Annotated in this window: 20 protein-coding genes; 8 read left to right on the top strand and 12 right to left on the bottom strand. The window is 67.4% G+C overall.

Translation table 11 applies throughout. The features are described from left to right. Window positions 1-58: 58 nt before the first annotated feature. Genes AB4089_RS07300 through AB4089_RS07290 form a run of 3 tightly spaced genes read right to left on the bottom strand, consistent with a single transcriptional unit; the run spans window position 59 to window position 3,421 of the window. Window positions 59-910 (bottom strand): transglutaminase family protein, encoded by an 852-nt coding sequence (locus AB4089_RS07300; RefSeq protein WP_441408626.1) that lies wholly within the window; start codon window positions 908-910, stop codon window positions 59-61. Continuing rightward, window positions 907-1,833 (bottom strand): alpha-E domain-containing protein, encoded by a 927-nt coding sequence (locus AB4089_RS07295; RefSeq protein WP_390202421.1) that lies wholly within the window; start codon window positions 1,831-1,833, stop codon window positions 907-909. Before AB4089_RS07295 ends, AB4089_RS07300 begins: the two co-directional genes overlap by 4 nt. Beyond that, the gene (locus AB4089_RS07290) at window positions 1,826-3,421 is read right to left on the bottom strand and encodes a circularly permuted type 2 ATP-grasp protein (protein ID WP_441408625.1); all 1,596 of its coding nucleotides are present in this window, start codon (window positions 3,419-3,421) and stop codon (window positions 1,826-1,828) included. Before AB4089_RS07290 ends, AB4089_RS07295 begins: the two co-directional genes overlap by 8 nt. A gap of 184 nt (window positions 3,422-3,605) precedes the next feature. Here AB4089_RS07290 and AB4089_RS07285 point away from each other — a divergent pair, with 184 nt between their 5' ends. Continuing rightward, a complete protein-coding gene (locus AB4089_RS07285) occupies window positions 3,606-4,616 on the top strand; it encodes a YeiH family protein (protein ID WP_441408624.1) in 1,011 nt (336 codons plus the stop codon). A 34-nt stretch (window positions 4,617-4,650) separates the two neighbouring features. Next, window positions 4,651-7,293, top strand: coding sequence for an aminopeptidase N (gene pepN / locus AB4089_RS07280; RefSeq protein WP_441408623.1), 2,643 nt, complete (start codon window positions 4,651-4,653; stop codon window positions 7,291-7,293). Window positions 7,294-7,396: 103 nt separating this feature from the next. On the opposite strand, the gene AB4089_RS07275 is transcribed toward pepN, so the two are convergent. Together AB4089_RS07275 and AB4089_RS07270 are read right to left on the bottom strand one after the other, a co-directional pair. Next, window positions 7,397-8,500 carry a lipoate--protein ligase family protein gene (locus tag AB4089_RS07275; protein ID WP_441408622.1) on the bottom strand — a complete coding sequence of 368 codons (1,104 nt, stop codon included), beginning with the start codon at window positions 8,498-8,500 and terminating at the stop codon, window positions 7,397-7,399. A 149-nt stretch (window positions 8,501-8,649) separates the two neighbouring features. After that, on the bottom strand, window positions 8,650-8,907 hold the full coding sequence (locus tag AB4089_RS07270; protein WP_028267311.1) for a type B 50S ribosomal protein L31: 258 nt from the start codon (window positions 8,905-8,907) through the stop codon (window positions 8,650-8,652). Between the two features lie 299 nt (window positions 8,908-9,206). On the opposite strand from AB4089_RS07270, the gene AB4089_RS07265 reads away from it, so the two are divergent. Then, a complete protein-coding gene (locus AB4089_RS07265) occupies window positions 9,207-9,680 on the top strand; it encodes a DUF6325 family protein (RefSeq protein WP_441408621.1) in 474 nt (157 codons plus the stop codon). 176 nt (window positions 9,681-9,856) lie between these two features. Here the strand turns inward: AB4089_RS07265 and AB4089_RS07260 are convergent, their stop codons facing one another. The 3 genes from AB4089_RS07260 to AB4089_RS07250 are packed head-to-tail and all read right to left on the bottom strand — an operon-like array spanning window position 9,857 to window position 12,312. Continuing rightward, complete coding sequence (locus AB4089_RS07260) at window positions 9,857-10,672, bottom strand: TrmH family RNA methyltransferase (RefSeq protein ID WP_441408620.1); 816 nt, start codon at window positions 10,670-10,672, stop codon at window positions 9,857-9,859. A gap of 49 nt (window positions 10,673-10,721) precedes the next feature. After that, a complete protein-coding gene (locus AB4089_RS07255; RefSeq protein ID WP_441408619.1) occupies window positions 10,722-11,507 on the bottom strand; it encodes a sulfite exporter TauE/SafE family protein in 786 nt (261 codons plus the stop codon). A gap of 19 nt (window positions 11,508-11,526) precedes the next feature. After that, window positions 11,527-12,312 (bottom strand): ABC transporter ATP-binding protein, encoded by a 786-nt coding sequence (locus AB4089_RS07250; RefSeq protein ID WP_441408618.1) that lies wholly within the window; start codon window positions 12,310-12,312, stop codon window positions 11,527-11,529. A 132-nt stretch (window positions 12,313-12,444) separates the two neighbouring features. Between AB4089_RS07250 and serB the strand changes: the two genes are divergently transcribed. Continuing rightward, a complete protein-coding gene (gene serB, locus AB4089_RS07245) occupies window positions 12,445-13,374 on the top strand; it encodes a phosphoserine phosphatase SerB (RefSeq protein ID WP_441408617.1) in 930 nt (309 codons plus the stop codon). Window positions 13,375-13,464: 90 nt separating this feature from the next. On the opposite strand, the gene AB4089_RS07240 is transcribed toward serB, so the two are convergent. The 3 genes from AB4089_RS07240 to AB4089_RS07230 all read right to left on the bottom strand — a co-directional run bounded on the left by AB4089_RS07240 (window position 13,465) and on the right by AB4089_RS07230 (window position 15,686). Beyond that, on the bottom strand, window positions 13,465-14,241 hold the full coding sequence (locus AB4089_RS07240) for an SDR family oxidoreductase (protein ID WP_441408616.1): 777 nt from the start codon (window positions 14,239-14,241) through the stop codon (window positions 13,465-13,467). Between the two features lie 146 nt (window positions 14,242-14,387). Further along, window positions 14,388-14,807 carry an Hsp20/alpha crystallin family protein gene (locus AB4089_RS07235; protein ID WP_441408615.1) on the bottom strand — a complete coding sequence of 140 codons (420 nt, stop codon included), beginning with the start codon at window positions 14,805-14,807 and terminating at the stop codon, window positions 14,388-14,390. 153 nt (window positions 14,808-14,960) lie between these two features. Then, a complete protein-coding gene (locus AB4089_RS07230; protein WP_441408614.1) occupies window positions 14,961-15,686 on the bottom strand; it encodes a beta-ketoacyl-ACP reductase in 726 nt (241 codons plus the stop codon). A 149-nt stretch (window positions 15,687-15,835) separates the two neighbouring features. On the opposite strand from AB4089_RS07230, the gene AB4089_RS07225 reads away from it, so the two are divergent. From AB4089_RS07225 to AB4089_RS07210, 4 genes are read left to right on the top strand one after another with little or no spacing between them, the layout of a single operon-like run. Next, window positions 15,836-16,282: a DUF3099 domain-containing protein gene (locus AB4089_RS07225; protein ID WP_441408613.1), complete on the top strand. Its 447-nt coding sequence runs from the start codon at window positions 15,836-15,838 to the stop codon at window positions 16,280-16,282. Beyond that, on the top strand, window positions 16,279-16,572 hold the full coding sequence (locus AB4089_RS07220) for a hypothetical protein (protein WP_441408612.1): 294 nt from the start codon (window positions 16,279-16,281) through the stop codon (window positions 16,570-16,572). Before AB4089_RS07225 ends, AB4089_RS07220 begins: the two co-directional genes overlap by 4 nt. Further along, complete coding sequence (locus AB4089_RS07215) at window positions 16,573-17,451, top strand: SURF1 family cytochrome oxidase biogenesis protein (RefSeq protein ID WP_441408611.1); 879 nt, start codon at window positions 16,573-16,575, stop codon at window positions 17,449-17,451. 3 nt (window positions 17,452-17,454) lie between these two features. Beyond that, the gene (locus AB4089_RS07210; protein ID WP_441408610.1) at window positions 17,455-17,934 is read left to right on the top strand and encodes a YbaK/EbsC family protein; all 480 of its coding nucleotides are present in this window, start codon (window positions 17,455-17,457) and stop codon (window positions 17,932-17,934) included. A gap of 151 nt (window positions 17,935-18,085) precedes the next feature. Here the strand turns inward: AB4089_RS07210 and AB4089_RS07205 are convergent, their stop codons facing one another. Next, a complete protein-coding gene (locus AB4089_RS07205) occupies window positions 18,086-19,684 on the bottom strand; it encodes an ABC-F family ATP-binding cassette domain-containing protein (RefSeq protein ID WP_441408609.1) in 1,599 nt (532 codons plus the stop codon). Window position 19,685: the final 1 nt, after the last annotated feature.

Below are 19,685 nucleotides of genomic sequence, written 5' to 3'. Positions count from 1 at the left end.
CCCTGAAGGCCTCTGGGCAGCTCTAACTGACAGCGCAACGTGGGGGGTGCCGGGCAGGTCAGGCGACGCGGGTGATCTCCACGCTGACGGTCAGGGCCGATCCCCCGCCGCCGGACAGGATGCCCTTGAGCGGCGGAACGTCGCGGTAGTCGCGGCCCCGGGCCACGGTGACGTGGAAGTCCCCCGCCGGCTTGTGGTTGGTCGGATCCCAGCTGCGCCATTCGCCGTCCCACCACTCGAGCCACGCATGGGACTGGCCGGCCACGGTCTCGCCGAGCTCCGCCGTCGAGCGCGGGTGCAGGTAGCCGGACACGTAGCGGGCCGGGATCCCGCAGCTGCGCAGGGAGCCGATGGCGAGGTGCGCCAGGTCCTGGCAGACGCCCTGCCGCTGGGTCCAGGCCTGCTCGGCGTTGGTGGTGACGCCGGTGGAGCCCTTCATGTACGTCATCTCGCCGCGCATCCACTCAAAGACCGCCATCGCGGCCTCGTGCGGGGACTTTCCCTCGACCACGCCGGGAATGATGCCGAGCACTTCGGAGCCGGGCCCCGTGAGCTGGGACTGTGGAATCCAGTCGCTGAACTGGTTGAGCGTCTCCGGGGCGGCCAGGACGTCCCACCCGACGATGTCGGCCTCGGCGGCGATCTTCTCGACCCGGTGCACCTCAACGGTGGTGGTGGACAGGACTTCGAGGTGCTCGTGCGGCATCTGCATGTCGAAGGCCGTCACGCGGGTGCCCCAGTAATCGCGGTAGCTGCTCAGGGCCGCCTGCGAGGGTGAGACCTTCATGGAGGATTCCAGGACCACCTGCTGCGGGTCCGTGAGAGGGGTCATCCGGGCCTCGTTGTAGGACAGGGTGACGCGTTTGTTGTACTTGTACGCCGTCTTGTGGACGATGTTCAGCCGGGTCATGAAACTTCTCCCACCCAGGCCAGTTCGTCTGCCTGATTGAAGTACTTACGGGAAATGGCGTCCGAGGCCTGCGAAACAGCCTTTTGCACGCGCTCCATGTGCTCGGGCAGCTCTGCCATGAGGTCATCGGTGCGGTGGAACTCCAGGAACGTGCGGGCCTGGCCGACGATCCGGCGGGCGTCGTTGATGAACCCGACGCGCTGGGCCGAGGGGTCCAGCTTCGCCAGGCACTCGTCGGCGTCGCGCAGGGCGTAGACGATGGAGCGCGGGAACAACCGGTCCAGGAGCAGGAATTCGGCGGCGTGCTGGTCGCCGAAGGCCGCCCGGCGGGTCCGCAGGAAGGACTCGTACGCGCCGGCGCAGCGGAGCATGTTCACCCAGGACATGCCGGCCGAGAGGACGTCGCGGGTGGAGAGCATGCGGGCGGTCATGTCGGCCCGCTCCAGGGACCGGCCCAGTACCAGGAACTGCCAGCTCTCGTCATGGCTGACGGTAGTGTCGGCCAGGCCGCTGACCATCGCCGTGCGTTCAAGGACCCAGTTGCAGAAGCGGTAGGTGCCCACCACGTCCTTGCGGTGCTGGTTCAGCCCGTAATAGGTCGTGTTGAGGCTTTCCCAGAGCCCGGAGGAGACGGTCTCGCGGGCGCGGCGGGCGTTCTCCCGGGCCGCGCCGAGCGAACCGGCAATTGACGTGGCGCTCTGCTTGTCGTAAGCGAGGGCGTTGAGCAGTTCGGGGAGGCCGAACTCCTCATTCTGCGCACGGGCGCCCATGACGGCGAGGAGTTCCTGCGCAACGCTGCGCTGTTCCTCCATGGGCAGATGGTTGAGGCGCTCGAGGTGGACGTCGAGGATCCGGGCGGTGCCGTCTGCCCGTTCCACGTAGCGGCCGATCCAAAACAGTGACTCGGCTATACGGCTAAGCATTGGCGGTTACCTCCTGAGCCTGGGAAATCTGCTGCTGTTGCTGCTCTTTCTGGCTGTCACGCCAGTTGCTCTCCACGGGCCAGACGGAGACCCGCTCACGGACCGCAATGGCGGGCCGCGGGATGACTTCGACCGGGACCTGCGGGGAATCGGCCAGGACCCACGTGTCCTTGGAACCGCCGCCCTGGCTCGAGTTGACGATCAGCGAGCCCTCCTTGAGGGCCACCCGGGTCAGGCCGCCGGGGAGAACCCAGACGTCCTCGCCGTCGTTGACGGCGAACGGGCGAAGGTCCACGTGCCGGGGCCCGAACTTGTCGCCGCTGAGCGTGGGCACGGTGGACAGCTGCAGGACCGGCTGGGCGATCCAGCCGCGGGGATCGGCGACGACGCGCTTGCGGAGCGCATCGAGTTCGTCCTTGGACGCGTCCGGACCGATCACCAGGCCCTTGCCGCCGGAACCGTCGACGGGCTTGACCACGAGCTCGTCCAGGTTGTCCAGGACGTACTCCCGGGCTTCCTTCTCTTCGAGCCGGAACGTGTCCACGTTGGCGATCACGGGCTCTTCGCTCAGGTAGTAGCGGATGAGGTCGGGCACGTAGCTGTAGACGAGCTTGTCGTCGGCGACGCCGTTGCCCACGGCGTTGGCGATCGTGACGCCGCCGGCGCGGGCAGCGTTGACCAGGCCGGGACACCCGAGCATGGAGTCGGCGCGGAACTGCAGCGGGTCCAGGAACTCGTCGTCGATCCGCTTGTAGATGACGTCCACGCGCTGCTCACCGGCCGTGGTGCGCATGTAGACGCGGTTGCCGCGGCAGATGAGGTCGCGGCCCTCGACGAGTTCGACACCCATCAGGCCGGCGAGCAGGGTGTGCTCGAAGTAGGCGCTGTTGAATACGCCGGGGGTCAGGACCACAACGGTGGGATCATCGACGCCGGAGGGGGCCGTCTTCCGCAGGGCTGACAGCAGCCGGCGGGGGTACTCCTCGACCGGGCGGATGAGCTGCTGGCCGAAGGCTTCAGGCAGGCCCTTGGCCATGGCCCGGCGGTTCTCGAGGACGTAGCTGACGCCCGAGGGAACGCGCACGTTATCCTCCAGGACGCGGAAGGTGCCCGCGGCATCACGGACCACATCGATGCCGGAAATGTGGACGCGGACACCGCCGGCCGGCTCGAAGCCGTGCACCTGGCGGTGGAAGTGCGCGCTGGTGGTCACGAGCTGGCGCGGGATGACGCCGTCGGAGACCACGGCCATCTTGTCGTAGACGTCATTGAGGAATGCCTCGAGGGCACGGACCCGCTGGGCCACACCGCGTTCCAGAACGCTCCACTCATCGGCGGGGATCACCCGGGGGACGATGTCCAGGGGGAAGGGCCGCTCTTCGCCTGCGAAGTCGAAAGTCACGCCGCGGTCCAGGAAGGTGCGGGCCATGGAATCGGCGCGGGCACTGACATCGGCCAGCGACAGCTCGCGCAGGGCCAGGGCCACCTGCCCGTAGGACTTCCGGGCCTGCTGGCCGGGGGCAAACATCTCGTCGTAGGCGCCGGAGCGGCCGGCGGCCTCGGAGTAATCCTGGAATAGGTCAGACATGGTCACTAGCCAACCACTTTTTCGTTACGAAATCATTTCGACGGCCCGCGCCGCGATCCCGCCAGCACAATCACCGGCACAATCCCACTGGTGCGATCCCACTGGTGCAATCCGATCCGTGCAGGCCACCCCGGGGTACGGCCGCGGTTACGGCTTTTGGGGCCGCGTACGGCAAGGTAGGGGCGTGCCCCCCAAGAGATCCTTGTACGAGGCCGCGCCGGGCCTGATCGCCGCCGCGGCCGCCGTCGCCGCCGCCGCGGCAGTGCATCTGGTGCTCCCGGCGCTGCCGGTGATGACCCTTGCCGTGGTCCTCGGGCTGCTGGCGGCCAACCTGCCGGGTGTGGCGGGGTGGACGGCCGGGCCGGCGCGTCCCGGGCTCGACTTCGCCGGCAAGCACCTGATGCGGGCCGGGATCGTAGTGCTGGGCCTGAAGGTCAGCCTCGGCGATGTCCTGGGCCTGGGCTGGGTTGCGCTGCTGCTGGTGGCGGGCGTGGTCCTGGCCGCCTTCGCGGGCACCTACGGGATCAGCCGGCTCTTCCGGCTTCCTCCCCGGGTATCGCTGCTGGTGGCCACTGGATTCGCCATCTGCGGGGCGTCAGCGATCGGGGCCATGGCCGCCGTGCGGCGCATCCGCCAGGAGGAAACCGTGCTGCCCGTTGCCCTCGTGACCCTGTGCGGAACGCTGGCGATCGGGGTGCTGCCCCTGCTCGCGCAGCCGCTGGGCCTCGGGCCGGAGGTCTTCGGGGCCTGGACCGGCGCTTCGGTGCACGACGTCGGGCAGGTGGTCGCCACCGCCCAGACCGCGGGCGCCGCGGCCCTCGCCGTCGCCGTCGTCGTCAAACTCACCCGGGTGATCCTGCTGGCGCCGATGGTCGCCGCCGCCGGGCTCCACCACCGGATGGGTACCGCACCCGACGGCGCCAAGCGCCCGCCGGTGATCCCGCTGTTCGTGATTGGGTTCGTGGCCATGGCCGGCCTGCGCACCACCGGCTGGCTCTCCCCCGGCGTCCTGGAAGCCGCCGCAGCGCTCCAGGACCTGTTGCTGGGCATGGCGTTGTTCGGGCTGGGCTCCGCCGTCCGCGTGGGCCAGCTGCTGCACACGGGCGCCCGCGCACTGCTGGCCGCGCTGGCGTCGTGGTTGCTGATCGCCCTGCTGGGCCTGGCAGCAGCCTTCCTGATGTTCCCGCCGGCGTGATTCGGCACACACGCAGCCGTGATTAGATAGCTGGGTGTCGAATCAGAATCTGAGCCGCGACGAGGCCGCGGCCCGCGCTGCCCTCATCACCACGCACAGCTACGACGTCTCCCTTGACGTCCGGCAGGCAACGGACCCAAACGTCGCCGGCTACACCAGCCGCAGCGTCATCAACTTCTCGGCCAGCGAACCCGGGGCCTCGACCTTCGTGGACTTCATTGCGGGCAGCGTGCACAGCGTCTTCCTCAACGGCAAGGGCCTCGCCGTCGCCGACGTCGTGGACGGATCCCGGATTCGGCTGGAGAACCTGCAACGGGAAAACCAGGTCACGATCACCGGCACGGCCCTCTACAGCACCTCCGGCGAGGGCATGCACCGCTTCGTCGACCCCGCCGACGGGCAGTGCTACCTCTACACCCAGTACGAACCGGCCGACGCCCGCCGCGTGTTCGCGAACTTCGAGCAACCCGACCTGAAGGCCGAATTCACCTTCCACGTCATGGCACCCTCGGACTGGCAGGTGTCCTCCAACGGCGCCGAGGTCCTGCGCACCCAGCTGACCAGTGACCCGGCCACCAGCCGCTGGGACTTCGCCCCCACCAAGGCGATGTCGACCTACATCACCACCGTCCTCGCCGGACCGTACTTCAAAGCCGAGGACGCCTGGAGCGGCACGCTGGCCGACGGCACGGTCCTGCACGTGCCGCTGGCGCTCTACTGCCGGGCCTCCATGGCCGCGTCGTTCGACGTCGACGCCCTGTTCCGCCTCACCAGGAACGGGCTGTCCTTCTTCAACGAGCTCTTCGACTTCCCCTACCCGTGGGGCAAGTACGAGCAGGCATTCGTGCCCGAATACAACCTCGGTGCCATGGAAAACCCGGGCCTGGTGACCTTCACCGAAAGCTACGTCTTCACCTCGCGGGCCGCCGACTCCCAGTACCAGGCCCGCGCCAACACACTCCTGCACGAGATGGCGCACATGTGGTTCGGCGACCTCGTCACCATGAAATGGTGGGACGACTTGTGGCTCAAGGAATCGTTCGCCGACTACATGGGCACCCTGGGCGTGGACCGCACCACGGACTGGGACACGGCCTGGGTGAACTTTGCCAACAACCGCAAGGCCTGGGCCTACGTCCAGGACCAGCTGCCCACCACGCACCCGATCGTCGCCGACATCCCGGACCTGGAAGCGGCAAAACAGAACTTCGACGGCATCACCTACGCCAAGGGCGCCTCCGTGCTCAAGCAGCTCGTGGCCTACGTCGGGTTCGAGGCGTTCATCGACGGGTCCCGCCAGTACTTCCGGGACCACGCCTACGGCAATACGACCCTCGCCGAACTGCTGGCGGCACTGAGCGCGGCGTCCGGCCGCGACCTCGGTGAATGGGCCCGCCAATGGCTCCAGACCTCCGGCATCTCCACTCTGTCCAGTGAAATTCTGTCCAGTGACATCACCGGGCACGGGGACACGTTCAGCTCGGTCGCGATCCTGCAGGACGCCGTGGATCCCGCCACCGGCCGGCAGGAGCCCCGTCCGCACCGGCTGCGGATCGGGCTCTACGACTTTGATGACGCCGGCGCGCTGGTCCGCACGGGCAGCGTCGAGACCGACGTCAGCGGCCCCCGGACCGAGGTGGACGAACTCGCCGGCAAGTCACGGCCCGCGCTGCTGCTGGTCAATGACGAGGACCTCAGCTACGCCAAGGTCCGGCTGGACCCGGACTCCGAGACCACGGTGCGGGGCTCCCTGGACAAGCTCAGCGACCCCATGGCGCGGGCGCTGTGCTGGACTGCCCTGTGGGACTCGGCCCGCGATGCCGTCACACCTGCCTCCCTCTACGTCGACGCCGTGGAGCGGTTCGGGCCCGCCGAACCGGGAATCGGTGTCCTCCTCAACGTGCTCGGCAACGCGTCGACGGCGGTCGAACACTACGTGCCCCGCGGCCAGCGGGACGCCGTCCGCCGCGGCTTCCTCGCCACCGCCGCCGAACAGCTGCAGGCGGCGGCGCCGGGTTCCGACCAGCAGCTGGCCTGGGCGCGGACCCTGGCCGCGACCAGCCGGTACGACGCCGCCCGGTTGGACCTGCTCCGCGGCATCCTGGACGGCAGCACCGTGATCGACGGCCTCGCGGTGGACGCCGAACTGCGCTGGAACCTCTGGCACGGCCTGGCCGCCAACGGCCAGGCAACACAGGACCAGCTCGACCAGGAGCTCGCCCGGGACAACACGGCGGCCGGCAAGTCCGGGCACGCCACGGCCCTGGCCGCCCGCCCCGAAGCCTCCGTCAAGGCCGCCGCCTGGGACGCCGCGGTCCACGGCACCGCGCTGTCCAACCAACTCCTGAGCGCGACCATCGCCGGGTTCAACACCGGTGAGGCCGCGCTGCTCAGCCCTTTCATCGACCCGTACTTCGAGTCGCTGGAACAGATCTGGGCGGACCGGAGCATCGAGATCGCCGGCCGGATTGTCCGCGGGTTCTATCCCGCCGGCCAGGACCTCGACGGCCACGGCGGGACACCCGACACCCACGCCGTCATCGTCCGCACCGACGGCTGGCTGAGCGCCCATCCCGACGCGCCGCGTGCCCTGCGCCGGATCATCATCGAACAGCGCAGCCAGTTGCACCGTGCCCTCAAGGCACAGGCCCTTAAAGCACAGGCCCTCAACGCCTAGACCCGGGCGGAGTAGGTCCTGGCATCATCGACTGCTCCCCACCCACCGGCCCTTTTGACGGTTCAAAAGGGCCGGTGCGGAGCAACCGATGGAATGACTGCTACTAAGGAACCCGGTGCAGCCACTCCGCGGTGCCGAACTTGGTCTCCACGCGGCGGCGGGCGGCCTCAAGCTCGGCGTCGGTGAGCACGGACGGCGTCGCGCCGTAGCGTTCGGCGAAGACGTCCATCATGGCGGCGACGATTTCGGCTCGGGCCAGGCCGGTCTGGCGGCGGAGCGGGTCCACCCGCTTCTTGGCGCTCCGGGTGCCCTTGTCGGACAGCTTCTCCTTGCCGATCCGCAGCACGTCCACCATCTTCTCGGCGTCGATGTCGTAGCTCATGGTGACGTGGTGGAGCATCCCGCCGTTGGCGAGCCGCTTCTGCGCGGCCCCGCCGATCTTGCCTTGTTCCGTGGCGATGTCATTGAGCGGCACATAGAAGGCGCTGATGCCGACCTTCTCCAAAGCCGCCATCACCCAAGCGTCGAGGAACGGGTAGGAGTCGGCGAAGCTGATGCCGTCGACGAGGGTCTGCGGAAGGTAGAGCGAGTAGGTGATGCAGTTCCCTGCCTCCATGAACATCGCTCCCCCGCCGCTGATCCGCCGGACCACACTGATGCCGTGCCGGGCGACGCCGTCGGGGTGCAACTCGTTGCGGACCGACTGGAAGCTGCCGATCACCACGGAGGGCTCCTCCCAGTCCCAAAAGCGCAGGGTGGGATTGCGCCGCCCGGCGCCGACTTCCTCGGTCAGGACCTCGTCCAAGGCGACGTTGACGTGGGTGGGAAGGACGGACGGGGCGATGATGTTCCAGTGGTGGTCCGCCCAGCCGGTGGCCTTCGCGAGGGCGCGGCGGACGGTGATCGCGACGGCGTCGGCGGAAAACCCAAACAGCACGGCATCCTCCGGCAGGGCAGCTGTCACGGCGGCGGCGATGTCGGCGGCGCCTGTCTCGACGGGCAGCCCCGTGAGTGCCCGGTTGATCTCCGGCAGCGACTCGTCCGGTTCCAGGAAGAAATCCCCGCTCAGCGAGACGTGCGCCAGGACACCGTTCACCACGTCGAAGTCGGCGACCACGAGTTTGCCGCCCGGGACCTTGTACTCGCCATGGTGACGGGCGCCGTCGTCGTCAGTACTGGAAACAGTGGCCACGGGATGCGATGTCATGGCATCCATCCTGCCGCATGCTTCCGCCAACCCGCGACACAGGGAACCCGCGACGCCGGAAGGCCGCCGAGTGGTGAATCAGCCCAGACGCAGGAAGCCCGCACCGTTGCCGGTGCGGGCTTCCTGCAAGACCTTGGGGAAGAAGAAAGTTACTTCTTGCCGCCGAAGCCCTTGAAGCGAGCGTTGAAGCGCTCGACGCGGCCTGCGGAGTCCATGATGCGCTGCTTGCCCGTGTAGAACGGGTGGGACTCGGAGGAGATTTCGACGTCGATAACCGGGTAGGTGTTTCCGTCTTCCCACTCGATGGTCTTCTTCGAAGACACGGTGGACTTGGTCAGGAACTTGACGCCGGAAGCCAGGTCGTTGAAAACAACAGCTTCGTACTTCGGGTGAATATCAGACTTCATAATTGGACCTTTGTTCGCACAACTGGATTTTGCCAGTTGCCAGGTATGAATGGGATGGCCACGGAATGTACCGGACGGCCAGCTATCAATCATAGCCGATTGCCGGTGCACTGACGAACACCATTGGCGCACGTCAGCGCGGCGCAACCTGGCTTCGCCCTGGTCCTCATATTGTTGCCGGGTAGTTTTCCGTGAGCTCACCCGGTGAGGGTGAGGCGACGCACCTCACCCGGGCACAGGATGGAACTGTGGCTGTCCGTCGGATTGCCTGTACCCAATGAGAAACGGAGGTCATCAGTATGGCTGAGTCACTGGATGAACTAGGGCCGGTGGACTGGCTCGTCGTGGAGTTCCCCGGGCCCGACTTCGGTAAGGGCCAGATCGCCCCGTTCCTGGAGGACCTGGTCAAGCGTGACCTCATCAGGGTGCTCGACATGGTGTTCCTGAGAAAAACCGACGATGGCACGCTCGAGACGGCCGAAATCTCTGACCTCGACCCGAGCGAGCTCGGCGAGGTGCGCATGGCCGAGGCCGACCTGGCCATGGTGCTCTCTGAGCAGGACGTCATGGACCTGGCCGAGACGATCGCGCCCGGCCACTCCGCCGCGGTGCTGGTCTGGGAAAACCAGTGGGCGGCTCCGTTCGGCGCGGCCGTCCGGAAGGCCGGAGGCCAACTCGTGGCCAGCGGCCGGATCCCGACCCAGGCCGTCATCGCAGCCTTCGAGGCTGACGCCGAAGCCCAGTCACCCGAAGAAGCCAAGGAAGGAGCCTGACATGCCACTGGCAGCACGACGCAGACGACCCTTCTGGGTCATGCGCACCCCACTTTGCGAACTGCCCGGGCAGGACCGGCGGGCTTACCCGGGCAAAGACCTACTAGCACCCAAGTTCTCCCGGTCACGCGGCCGGGAGAACGGGGGCGGCACCGTACAAAAGTCCGTTGACAACATCATTGAGAGTCCCTTGGGCGGAGTTCCCAGAACGCAACCGCCGACGCCGCAGCGACGTTCAGCGAATCGACGCCCGGGCGCATCGGGATCTTGACGGCGAGGTCGACGGCGGCCAAGGTTGCCGGGCTCATGCCCGCGCCCTCCGTGCCCAGCACCAGGGCCAGCCGTTCCGGCTGGCGGGCCGCGAGTTCGTCGAGGTCGACGGCGTCTTCCGTGAGCTCCATAGCCGCCACGGTGAAGCCCTCCCCCTGAAGCGCAGCCAGGCCTGCGGTCCAGTCCTCGAGCCTGGCCCACGGCACCTGGAAGACGGTGCCCATGCTGACCCGCACGCTGCGGCGGTAGAGCGGATCCCCGCAGCGCGGCGAAACCAGGACGGCGTCCACGCCGAGGGCCGCCGCGGAGCGGAAAATGGCCCCCACGTTCGTGTGGTCCACAATGTCTTCCAGCACCGCCACCCGGCGGGCTCCGGCGAGCAGTTCCGCCAGCGGCACCGGGGCGGGCCGGTGCATGGCGGCCATGGCGCCGCGGTGCAGGTGGAATCCGGTGATTTCCTCCAGCAGCGCCGCCGAGCCGACATAGGCCGGGACCTCTGGGTACTGCTCGAAGACATCCGCCAGGTCCTCGGCCCACTTCTCGGCGAGGAAGAATGACCGCGGCCGGTGCCCCGCCGCCAGCGCCCGGCGCAGGACGCGGGAGGATTCGGCGATGTACAGGCCCTCGGCCGGTTCCCGGAGCTTGCGCAGGTGCACGTCTGTGAGCCGGGTGTAGTCGGAAACCCGCGGGTCGTCGGCGGATTCAAGAAAGTGAAAGGTCACGGGCAGGTCATTTCGGGGCTCTTTGAACGGTCGGGGGCTAGAGGCGGGGCTATTTGAACAGGTTGGCGATCATGAATCCCAGTGCCACAAGGCCCAGGGTGAAGATGACGCCGCGCAGGACCACCGGGGAGAGCCGGCGGCCTACCTTGGAGCCAATGATGCCGCCGATCAGGGAGCTCACGGCGATCAGGCTGACCACTCCCCAGTCGATCCGGTCGAATGCGAACAGGAGGTAGGAGCCGGCGGCGATCACGTTCACGCCCAGGACCAGGATGTTCTTCATCGCGTTGGCGTTCTGGATGGTCCCGGTCATGAAAATGCCAAGGATCCCCACCAGCAGGATGCCCTGGGCCGCGACGAAGTACCCGCCATAGACTCCGGCCAGGTACACCAGCACGACGAGCAGGACGCCGTGGCGCCGGTCCCGGATGGCGTGCTCGGGGTTTTCCTCGCGGGCCTTCACCCAACGCTGGAGCCGCGGCTGGAAGACCACCATCAGCAGGGCAAGCACGATCAGTACGGGAGCGGCGTAGTAGAAGACTTTCTCCGGCAAATGCAGCAGCAGATAGGCGCCGGTAACGGCGCCCAGCAGCGAGGCCGGGAGGAGCCGGAGCAGCTGCCTGCCGCGGCCGGCGAGCTCCCTCCGGTAGCCCCAGGCGCCGGTGGCGTTGCCGGCCACAAGCCCCATCGCGTTGCTGATGGAGGCGGTGACGGGGGGATAGCCGAGGGCGATCAGTACAGGGAACGTGACCAGGGTGCCGGATCCGACAACGCTGTTGATGGTTCCCGCCCACAGCCCGGCGAAGAAAATGAAGGCGCTGTTGAGGAGCTCCACGCGTGGTCAGCGGCCCCGGTCAGCGGCTGGCGGTGGCGGTGTACCGGCCTGCGTTGACGGTGACGTCCAGCGGCAGGCCGAACGTTTCGCTCAGGTTTTCGGCCGTGAGGACCTCCGGCAGCGGACCCGACGCCACCACTCCGCCGTCGCGCATGAGCATCGCGTGCGTGAAGCCCGGCGGCACTTCTTCCAGGTGGTGGGTGACCAGCACGATCGCCGGGGCGGCGTCGTCGCGGGCGAGCTCGCTCAGGCGCTGGACCAGGTCCTCGCGCCCGCCCAGGTCCAGACCAGCGGCCGGCTCATCAAGGAGCAGCAGCTCGGGATCGGTCATGAGGGCGCGGGCGATCTGGACGCGTTTGCGCTCCCCCTCGGACAGCGAGGCGAAGTGGCGGTTGAGCAGCGGGCCAATGCCCCACTCGTTCAACAGGCCGAAGGCGCGCCGCTCGTCGTTCTTCTCGTAGCCTTCGCGCCAGCGGCCGGTCACACCGTAGGCGGCGGTGACGACGACGTTGAGGACCTTTTCCTGCTCGGGGATCTGGCTGGCCAGCGCGGCCGAGGACAGCCCGATCCGGGGCCGGAGTTCGAACACGTCGACGGAACCGAGGACTTCCTCAAGGATGCCCGCCACTCCGGACGTCGGGTGGATCCGGGCGCCTGCCAGTTGGAGGAGAGTGGTCTTGCCGGCGCCGTTAGGTCCGAGGATTACCCAGCGTTCGCCTTCCTTGACCTGCCAATCGACCTTGTCCAGGAGGGTTTTAGCCCCACGTACAACGCTGACGCCGGCCATTTCAAGAACATCACTCATAGGAGTAGACACTAGGACAAAATAGCGGAGGACTGATAACCGGCGCTGCAGGCTGCCGTGGAGCGTCACGCGGCGGCGGCCGGGGCGCAACGAATTCGGGCCGTCCAGCGCGTGCTCGCTAGGATTGAGGCCATGAGTTCGAACGTGACCGCAGTCAGCTATGGCCTGAAACTTTCCCCTCCCGACATCCAGCGGCTGCGTTCGCTCCTGACCGCCGCGGGGCTGGGCGTCGGGGCCGAAAACCGCACCGGAAACGCCCGCTTCGAGGTGTACGCGGCGGACTGCACAGTGGATGGCTCACTGGACGGCTTGCCGGACGGCGCAACAGACGCTTCACTGGCCGCTTCCCTGACAGGCGCGCGCCGCACGCTGGCTGCCTCAGGGATCGACGGCGTGGACACGGCGCTGGTTCCCGCGGCACTGCGCAATGCGCCCCGGAAGTTCCTCATCATGGACGTGGATTCCACCCTCATCCAGCAGGAAGTCATCGAACTCCTGGCCGCCTATGCCGGCAAGCGCGAGGAAGTCACGGCGGTGACCGAGGCGGCCATGCGCGGGGAACTGGACTTCGCCCAGAGCCTGCACGCCCGGGTGGCTGTCCTCGCGGGGCTGCCGGCCGACGTCGTCGATTCCGTCCGCGCCGAGGTCCGGCTGACCGAGGGCGCCGCCGAACTGGTGGCGGCGTTCCGGGCCGCCGGCCATGCCGTGGCCGTGGTGTCCGGCGGGTTCAACCAGATCCTGCGGCCGATCGCCGAAGACCTGGGGCTGGACTACTGGATCGCCAACGACCTCGAAATCGTCGACGGCGCCCTGACCGGCAAGGTCCTCGGCGACGTCATCGACCGGGCGGCCAAGGAGAAGTACCTGCGCGAGTGGGCCGCTGCCGAGGGCATCCCGATGGAGCACACGATCGCCGTCGGTGACGGCGCCAACGACCTCGACATGCTCGGCGCCGCCGGCATCGGCGTCGCCTTCAATGCGAAGCCGGCCGTCCGCGCGGCCGCTGACGCCGCCATCAGCCTGCCCTACCTAGACGCCGTGCGGTACATCGCGGGGGTCTGAGGCGTTAACCGCGAGATGGCACGTCGCGGCAATGTTTGCGAAAAACATTGCCGCGACGTGCCACCTCGGTCGGCCCGGGGGCCTGCGCTACTAGTTGGAGCCGGTGCCGGCAGCCGTGTCTGCGGCCTTACCGAAATAATCGGCGCCGCCAACGTATTCGGTGTGGCCGGTCTCGACGTCGGCGGTAGCCATCTTGGCGACCTCCGCGGCGAACTCCTTGACCGAGTACAGCTTGCCGGCCTCGGCGCGTCGGGCCTCGATGGCGCCGGGGTTGGACCGGTCAAGCAAAGTGGCCGTGACGGTGCCCTCGATCATGTCACCGGAGACGACGACGAGCGAGATGCCCTTTTCCGCCAGGGCGGGCACGAGTTCACGCAGCGCGTCCTCGCCGGCACGCTTGCTGCGGGCGACGGGCTCGTACTCGGGCATGGTGGGAACCGTGCCGATGAAGTGGGCCTGGTGGCTGGTCACGAAGACCACGCGGGAGCCCTCAGGCATGAGCGCCACGGCGGCGTTGAGCATGTTCAACTGGGCGTCACGGTTCAGCTTCAGCGCGTAGCCCTCCTCCATGCCGGTTTCCATGCCGCCGGAGGCGTTGAGGACCAAGAGGTCGAGCGAGCCGAAGTTCTCCATGGCGGCGCTGGCGAGGGCCTGGACGCCTTCCTGGGTGGTGAGGTCCGCCCCGACGGCAGCCGCACGGCCGCCGTCGGCTTCGATCTCCGCGACGACCTTGTTGGCGCGCGGCGCCTTCTGGCGGTAGTTCACGACGACGGCCGCGCCTTCGCCGGCGAGGATCTTGGCGATGTCTGCGCCGATTCCGCGCGACGAACCGGTCACGATCGCAGTCTTGTTGTCCAGCAGTCCCATACGAGCTCCTTTTGTTCCAAACGTCCAAACACTGTGGGTCTGCAATCCATCATGCCAGCGGATCGTGCCTTTACAGTTGTTGAGCGTCCACAAAGAAGCCCAGACAGCGTAGTTCCCGGGGTGACAGGAACCCGCTGATGGCAGGGTCAGCTGCGGTCGATCCTGATCTTCGTCGTCGTTTCCCCTGTGACCACCTCGGGAGCCGGTGCACGGACCTCCAGCACGCCGTCCTTGTACGTGGCCGTGATGTCTTCTTCCTTGGCCCCTTGCGGCAGCGCGATGCTGCGGACGGACCGGCCGTAGCGGAACTCGGAGCGGTAGCCGGCCTTGCTCTTGTGCTCGGACTTTTCCTCCCGCTGCACCGCGATGTGCAGCATGCCCTCGCTGACCGAGACGTCAACGTCCTGGTCGGGGTCGATCCCGGGCACTTCCGCCCGGACCACCAGCGTGCTGCCCTCCTGGAACTGTTCGATTTTGATCCCGGGCGCTATGGACAGATCACCATCGAGGAAGCGGCGGACCGGTTCCAGCATGTCCGAGGGCGTCCACTTGCTGAGATCACTCATGATTTTCCTCCTGCGTCCACGCCCCTGCCATGGCATGGGCTGGGGCTGTGAGGCCATTAGACGCTCCCGGAGTCCCGGTGCCAAGGGCAAAAAGGCCCAGCGAAGAGGACAGCGGACGACGGCGGATACCGCCGTCGTCCGCTGTGTTCGGAGCTAGTGGCCCATTCCCAGGCCGCCGTCGACCGGGATGACCGCACCGGAGATGTAGGACGCCTCGTCGCTGGCGACCCAGCGAACCACGTTGGCGACCTCGGAGGCCTCGGCGAAGCGGCCGGCCGGGACCTTGGTCAGGTAGTCCTTCTGCGTGGCCTCGGGCAGCTCGGCGGTCATGTCCGTGTTGATGAAGCCAGGCGCGACCACGTTCGCGGTGATCCCGCGGCCGCCGAGCTCGCGGGTGAGCGAGCGGGCGATGCCCACCAGGCCGGCTTTGGAGGCCGAGTAGTTGATCTGGCCCGGCGCGCCGTACAGGCCGGAGACAGAGGAAATCAGCACCACGCGGCCCTTGCGGGCACGGATCATGCCCTTGGACGCGCGCTTGATGACCCGGAAGGCGCCGGTGAGGTTGGTGTCGATCACGGAGGTGAAGTCGTCCTCGCTCATCCGCATCAGCAGGGTGTCCTTCGTGATGCCGGCGTTGGCGACGAGTACTTCGACGGGACCGTGGGCGGCTTCGACTTCCGCGAATGCGGCGTCCACCGAAGCCTCGTCTGTGACGTCCGCCTTGACGCCGAGGATGCCCTCGGGCAGTGAAGACTCGCTGCGGAAGGTCACCGCCACCTTGTCGCCGTTGGCCAGGAAGGACTCGGCAATGGCCAGGCCGATCCCCCGGTTTCCGCCGGTGATCAGAACGCTGCGGCCGGTGGTGGGTGTTTCAGACATATGGGGCTCCGGGATTCTGCGGCAGGGAGGCCGCGCTGGGGGCTGGATTTTTCCTGCCTCCGATCTTAGCGCCCGGTTCGCATGCGTTTGGGCGGCTCCGCCGATGGTGAGAGAATTGGAGTAAGCCTTGGGAGCGTGATCTGACAGCCGTGACACTCAAAAACCGACCCGGTGCCCCTGTGCCCGGGAGGCCGGACGCCGAGTCCGGCGGTACCGAGGTGCACAGCATCACAGACGCCGCTGCTGCGCATTCGGACGAGATGCACCAGCGGATGGTCAAGTACGCCGTCGCCATGGGCATCCGGATGGTCTGCCTCATCCTGATATTTGCCGTGGATGGCTGGTTCAGGCTGATTCCGGTGCTGGGGGCCGTCTTCCTGCCGTGGGTGGCCGTGGTGATCGCCAACGGCAGCGACAAAGCGGAAATCCACAGTGACTCCCTCTTGGACTACGCTCCGCTCGCAGAGCTGGATGCACCGGCTCCCGCCGGGCCGGCCGAGCCGTACGCCGGCGATGACGCCTCGGGAACGCTGCTGCAAGGCGAGCTGATCGATGATGAAAACGACGACGACGACCACGGACGGGCAGCTTCATGAACCTCTTTGACCTGGCCGGGGGCGGCGGGGACACCCCCGCAGGCCCCGGCACCGTCTGCTCCCGGAAGGCCTGCCGCACGGCGGCGGAATGGCAGCTGTTGTGGAACAACCCCAAGATCCACACCCCGGAGCGGCGCAAGATCTGGCTGGCGTGCGGAGAGCACCGGGCCTGGCTTGAGGACTACCTCCAGACGCGCGGGCTATGGAAGGAGACGGTGGCCTTCGCTGAGGACTCCGTCCCCCTCGACCAAGACGCAGTCCCCCTCGACCCGTCAGGCAGGATCGGCTGAATGTACCGCTTTCTCTTCTCCAGTAAATGGCTGGGGTATTTGTTGCTGGCCGCGATCTTCGCCGCGGGCTGCGTCGGACTGGGCCGGTGGCAGATGGACCGGCGCGCCGAGACGCTGGCCGAAATCAACAGGGTGGTTTCCAACTACTCTGCAACGCCCGTGCCGTTCGCCGATGTCCGCGACCAGTTCAGCCGGCTGAATCCGGAGCGCGAGTGGACCCAGGTGGAGCTCAAAGGCAGCTACGACGTCGCCGGCCAGCGCATCGTCCGCAACCGCCCGCTCAACGGCCAGCCCGGCTATGAGGTGGTGGTTCCGTTCAAGCTCGAATCCGGCGAAACCGTCGTGGTTGACCGCGGCTGGCTGCCCATCGGCAACAACACTCCGGGCCGGCCGGACTCGGTTCCTGCGCCGCCGCAGGGTCCGGTCACAGTCGTCGCCCGGCTCAAGCCGGCCGAACCCGAGCTGCAGCGCGGCGCCCCGGAGGGGCAGCTGGCCTCGATCGACCTCGCCACTTATTCCACCCAGCTGGGCTATCCGCTGCTCACGGGAGCCTACGGCCAGCTGGCCTCAGAGTCGCCGTCGGTCCAGGACATGCCGTTCCCGTTCCCCAAACCCTCCACTGACGAAGGCACGCATCTTTCCTATTCGCTGCAGTGGTTCGCGTTCGGCATCCTGATGTTCGTCGGGTTCGGTTATGCGGCCCGGCAGCAGGCCCGAAACGCCGCGATCGATGCGGAGGACGCCGAGGCCGACGCCGCCGAGGGCGTGTTCCTGCACTCCAGCGGCCCGGCCGTACGCCGCCGTCCCGCTCCCCGCAAGCGCAAGAACGCGACCGCGGAAGAAGAGGAAGACGCCATCCTCGACGCCCAGGGGTTCTGAGCAGTGAGCACTGATTCCTTGCCCGGGCCCGTGGCGAACGTCAAGCGCGCCCTCACCTCGCTGGGCGTCGCGGACACCGTGACGGTGTTCGACTCGAAAGTCCCCACGGCTGCTGCGGCGGCCGCCACACTGGGCTGCGACGTCGCCGCGATCACCAACAGCCTCATCTTCGACCACGAGGGCACGCCGCTGCTCATCCTGGCCAGCGGCGCGGCCAAAGTAGACGTCCACAAGGTCGCTGATCAGCTGGGCGGCGGGAGAATCCGCCGGGCCTCCCCCGAATTCGTCCTGGAACACACCGGCCAGGAAGTGGGCGGCGTGGCCCCCGTTGGCCATCCGGAGAAGATCCGGACGCTGCTGGACACGTCGCTCGCGGCCCACCCCCTACTCTGGGCGGGGGCAGGCGACCACAACTCGATGTTCTCGATCGCCTATGAGGACCTGCACCGGATCACGGGCGCGGAAGAGATGCTGGTCCGTTAGGAGTTGGCTGCACTGAGCGGTGACAACCGCACGAGCGCGGCGGTGCGGGTGATTTGTGTAGCGTGCGTCTAAGCGAGGCACGAGCGAGCACGCGGCAAATTACCTGCGCCGAGGCGCGGGCTCAGCCGCCCTGAGGAACCAGCCCAGCGCCCTACGCCAGCGTGATCAGGTCCAGGTAGTCTTCGTTCCAGTGGTCCTCGATGCCATCGGGCAGCAGCACGACGCGCTCCGGGTTGAGCGCCTCGACAGCACCTTCATCGTGGCTGACCAGGACGACGGCGCCGGTGTAGTTGCTCAGGGCGCCGAGGATTTCGGCGCGGCTGGCGGGGTCGAGGTTGTTGGTGGGCTCGTCCAGGAGCAGCACGTTCGCGCTCGAGGCCACAATGGTGGCCAGCGCCAGGCGGGTCTTCTCACCGCCGGAAAGCACACCGGCGGGCTTGTCGACGTCGTCGCCGGAGAACAGGAACGAGCCCAGGATGTTGCGGACTTCCGCGTCGTTCATGTCGGGGGCGGAGGAGCGCATGTTCTGCAGGACGGTGCGGTCGACGTCGAGCGTCTCATGTTCCTGGGCGTAGTAGCCCACCTTCAGTCCGTGGCCGGCCACCACTTCGCCGGTGTCCGGTTTGTCGACGCCGGCGAGCATCCGCAGGAGGGTAGTCTTGCCGGCACCGTTGAGGCCCAGGATGACCACCTTGGAACCGCGGTCGATCGCGAGGTCGACGTCGGTGAAGATCTCGAGCGAGCCGTAGGACTTGCTGAGGCCGTCCGCCGTCAGCGGGGTCTTGCCGCAAGGTGAGGGATCCGGGAAGCGCAGGGCGGCTACCTTGTCGTGCGCGCGGACGGCTTCGAGGCCGCCGAGCAAACGCTCGGCACGCTTGGCCATGTTCTGCGCGGCGACTGCCTTGGTGGCCTTGGCCCGCATCTTGTTGGCCTGGTCGATGAGGACCTGTGCCTTCTTCTCCGCGTTGGCGCGCTCCCGCTTGCGGGCCCGCTCGTCCGTTTCGCGCTGGGTGAGGTAGCGCTTCCAGTCCATGTTGTAGAAGTCGATCTGCGCGCGGTTGGGGTCCAGGAGGAAGACCTTGTTTACCGTCGCTTCGAGCAGTTCGGTGTCGTGGCTGATCACGATCAGGCCGCCCTGGTGGTTCTTGAGGAACTCGCGGAGCCAGGAGATGGAGTCGGCGTCGAGGTGGTTGGTGGGCTCATCGAGGAGCATGGTCTCGGCATCCGAGTACAGGATGCGCGCGAGTTCCACGCGGCGCCGCTGACCACCGGAGAGGGTCTTCAGCGGCTGGTTCAGCAGCCGGTCCGGCAGGGCAAGGTTCGAGCAGATCGCCGCCGCCTCGGCTTCGGCCGCATAGCCGCCAGCCGCCAGGAATTCGGATTCCAGCCGGTCATAGCGGTTCATTGCCTTTTGCTGGACCGCGGCGTCCTCGCTGGCCATCTCTTCATGGGCGACGCGGAGCTTGCCCACCGCAATGTCTAGGCCGCGGACGGACAGGATCCGGTCCCGCGCGAGCTGCTCCATGTCAGGGGTGCGCGGATCCTGCGGCAGGTAGCCGATTTCGCCGGTGCGGGTTACCTTGCCCGCGGCGGGCAGGCCCTCGCCCGCGAGTACCCGGGTCAGCGTTGTCTTGCCTGCACCGTTACGGCCGACCAGGCCGATCTTGTCTCCCTTGTCGATCCGGAAGCTCACCTGGTCCATGAGGAGGCGGGCGCCGGCGCGCAGTTCGAGATCCTGGACGGTAATCAAT

Source organism: Arthrobacter sp. 2MCAF15, assembly GCF_052115605.1.
Lineage (GTDB): Bacteria > Actinomycetota > Actinomycetes > Actinomycetales > Micrococcaceae > Arthrobacter.
The sequence above is the reverse complement of the archived record's forward strand: the minus strand, read 5'-3'. Positions and strand labels throughout refer to the sequence as shown.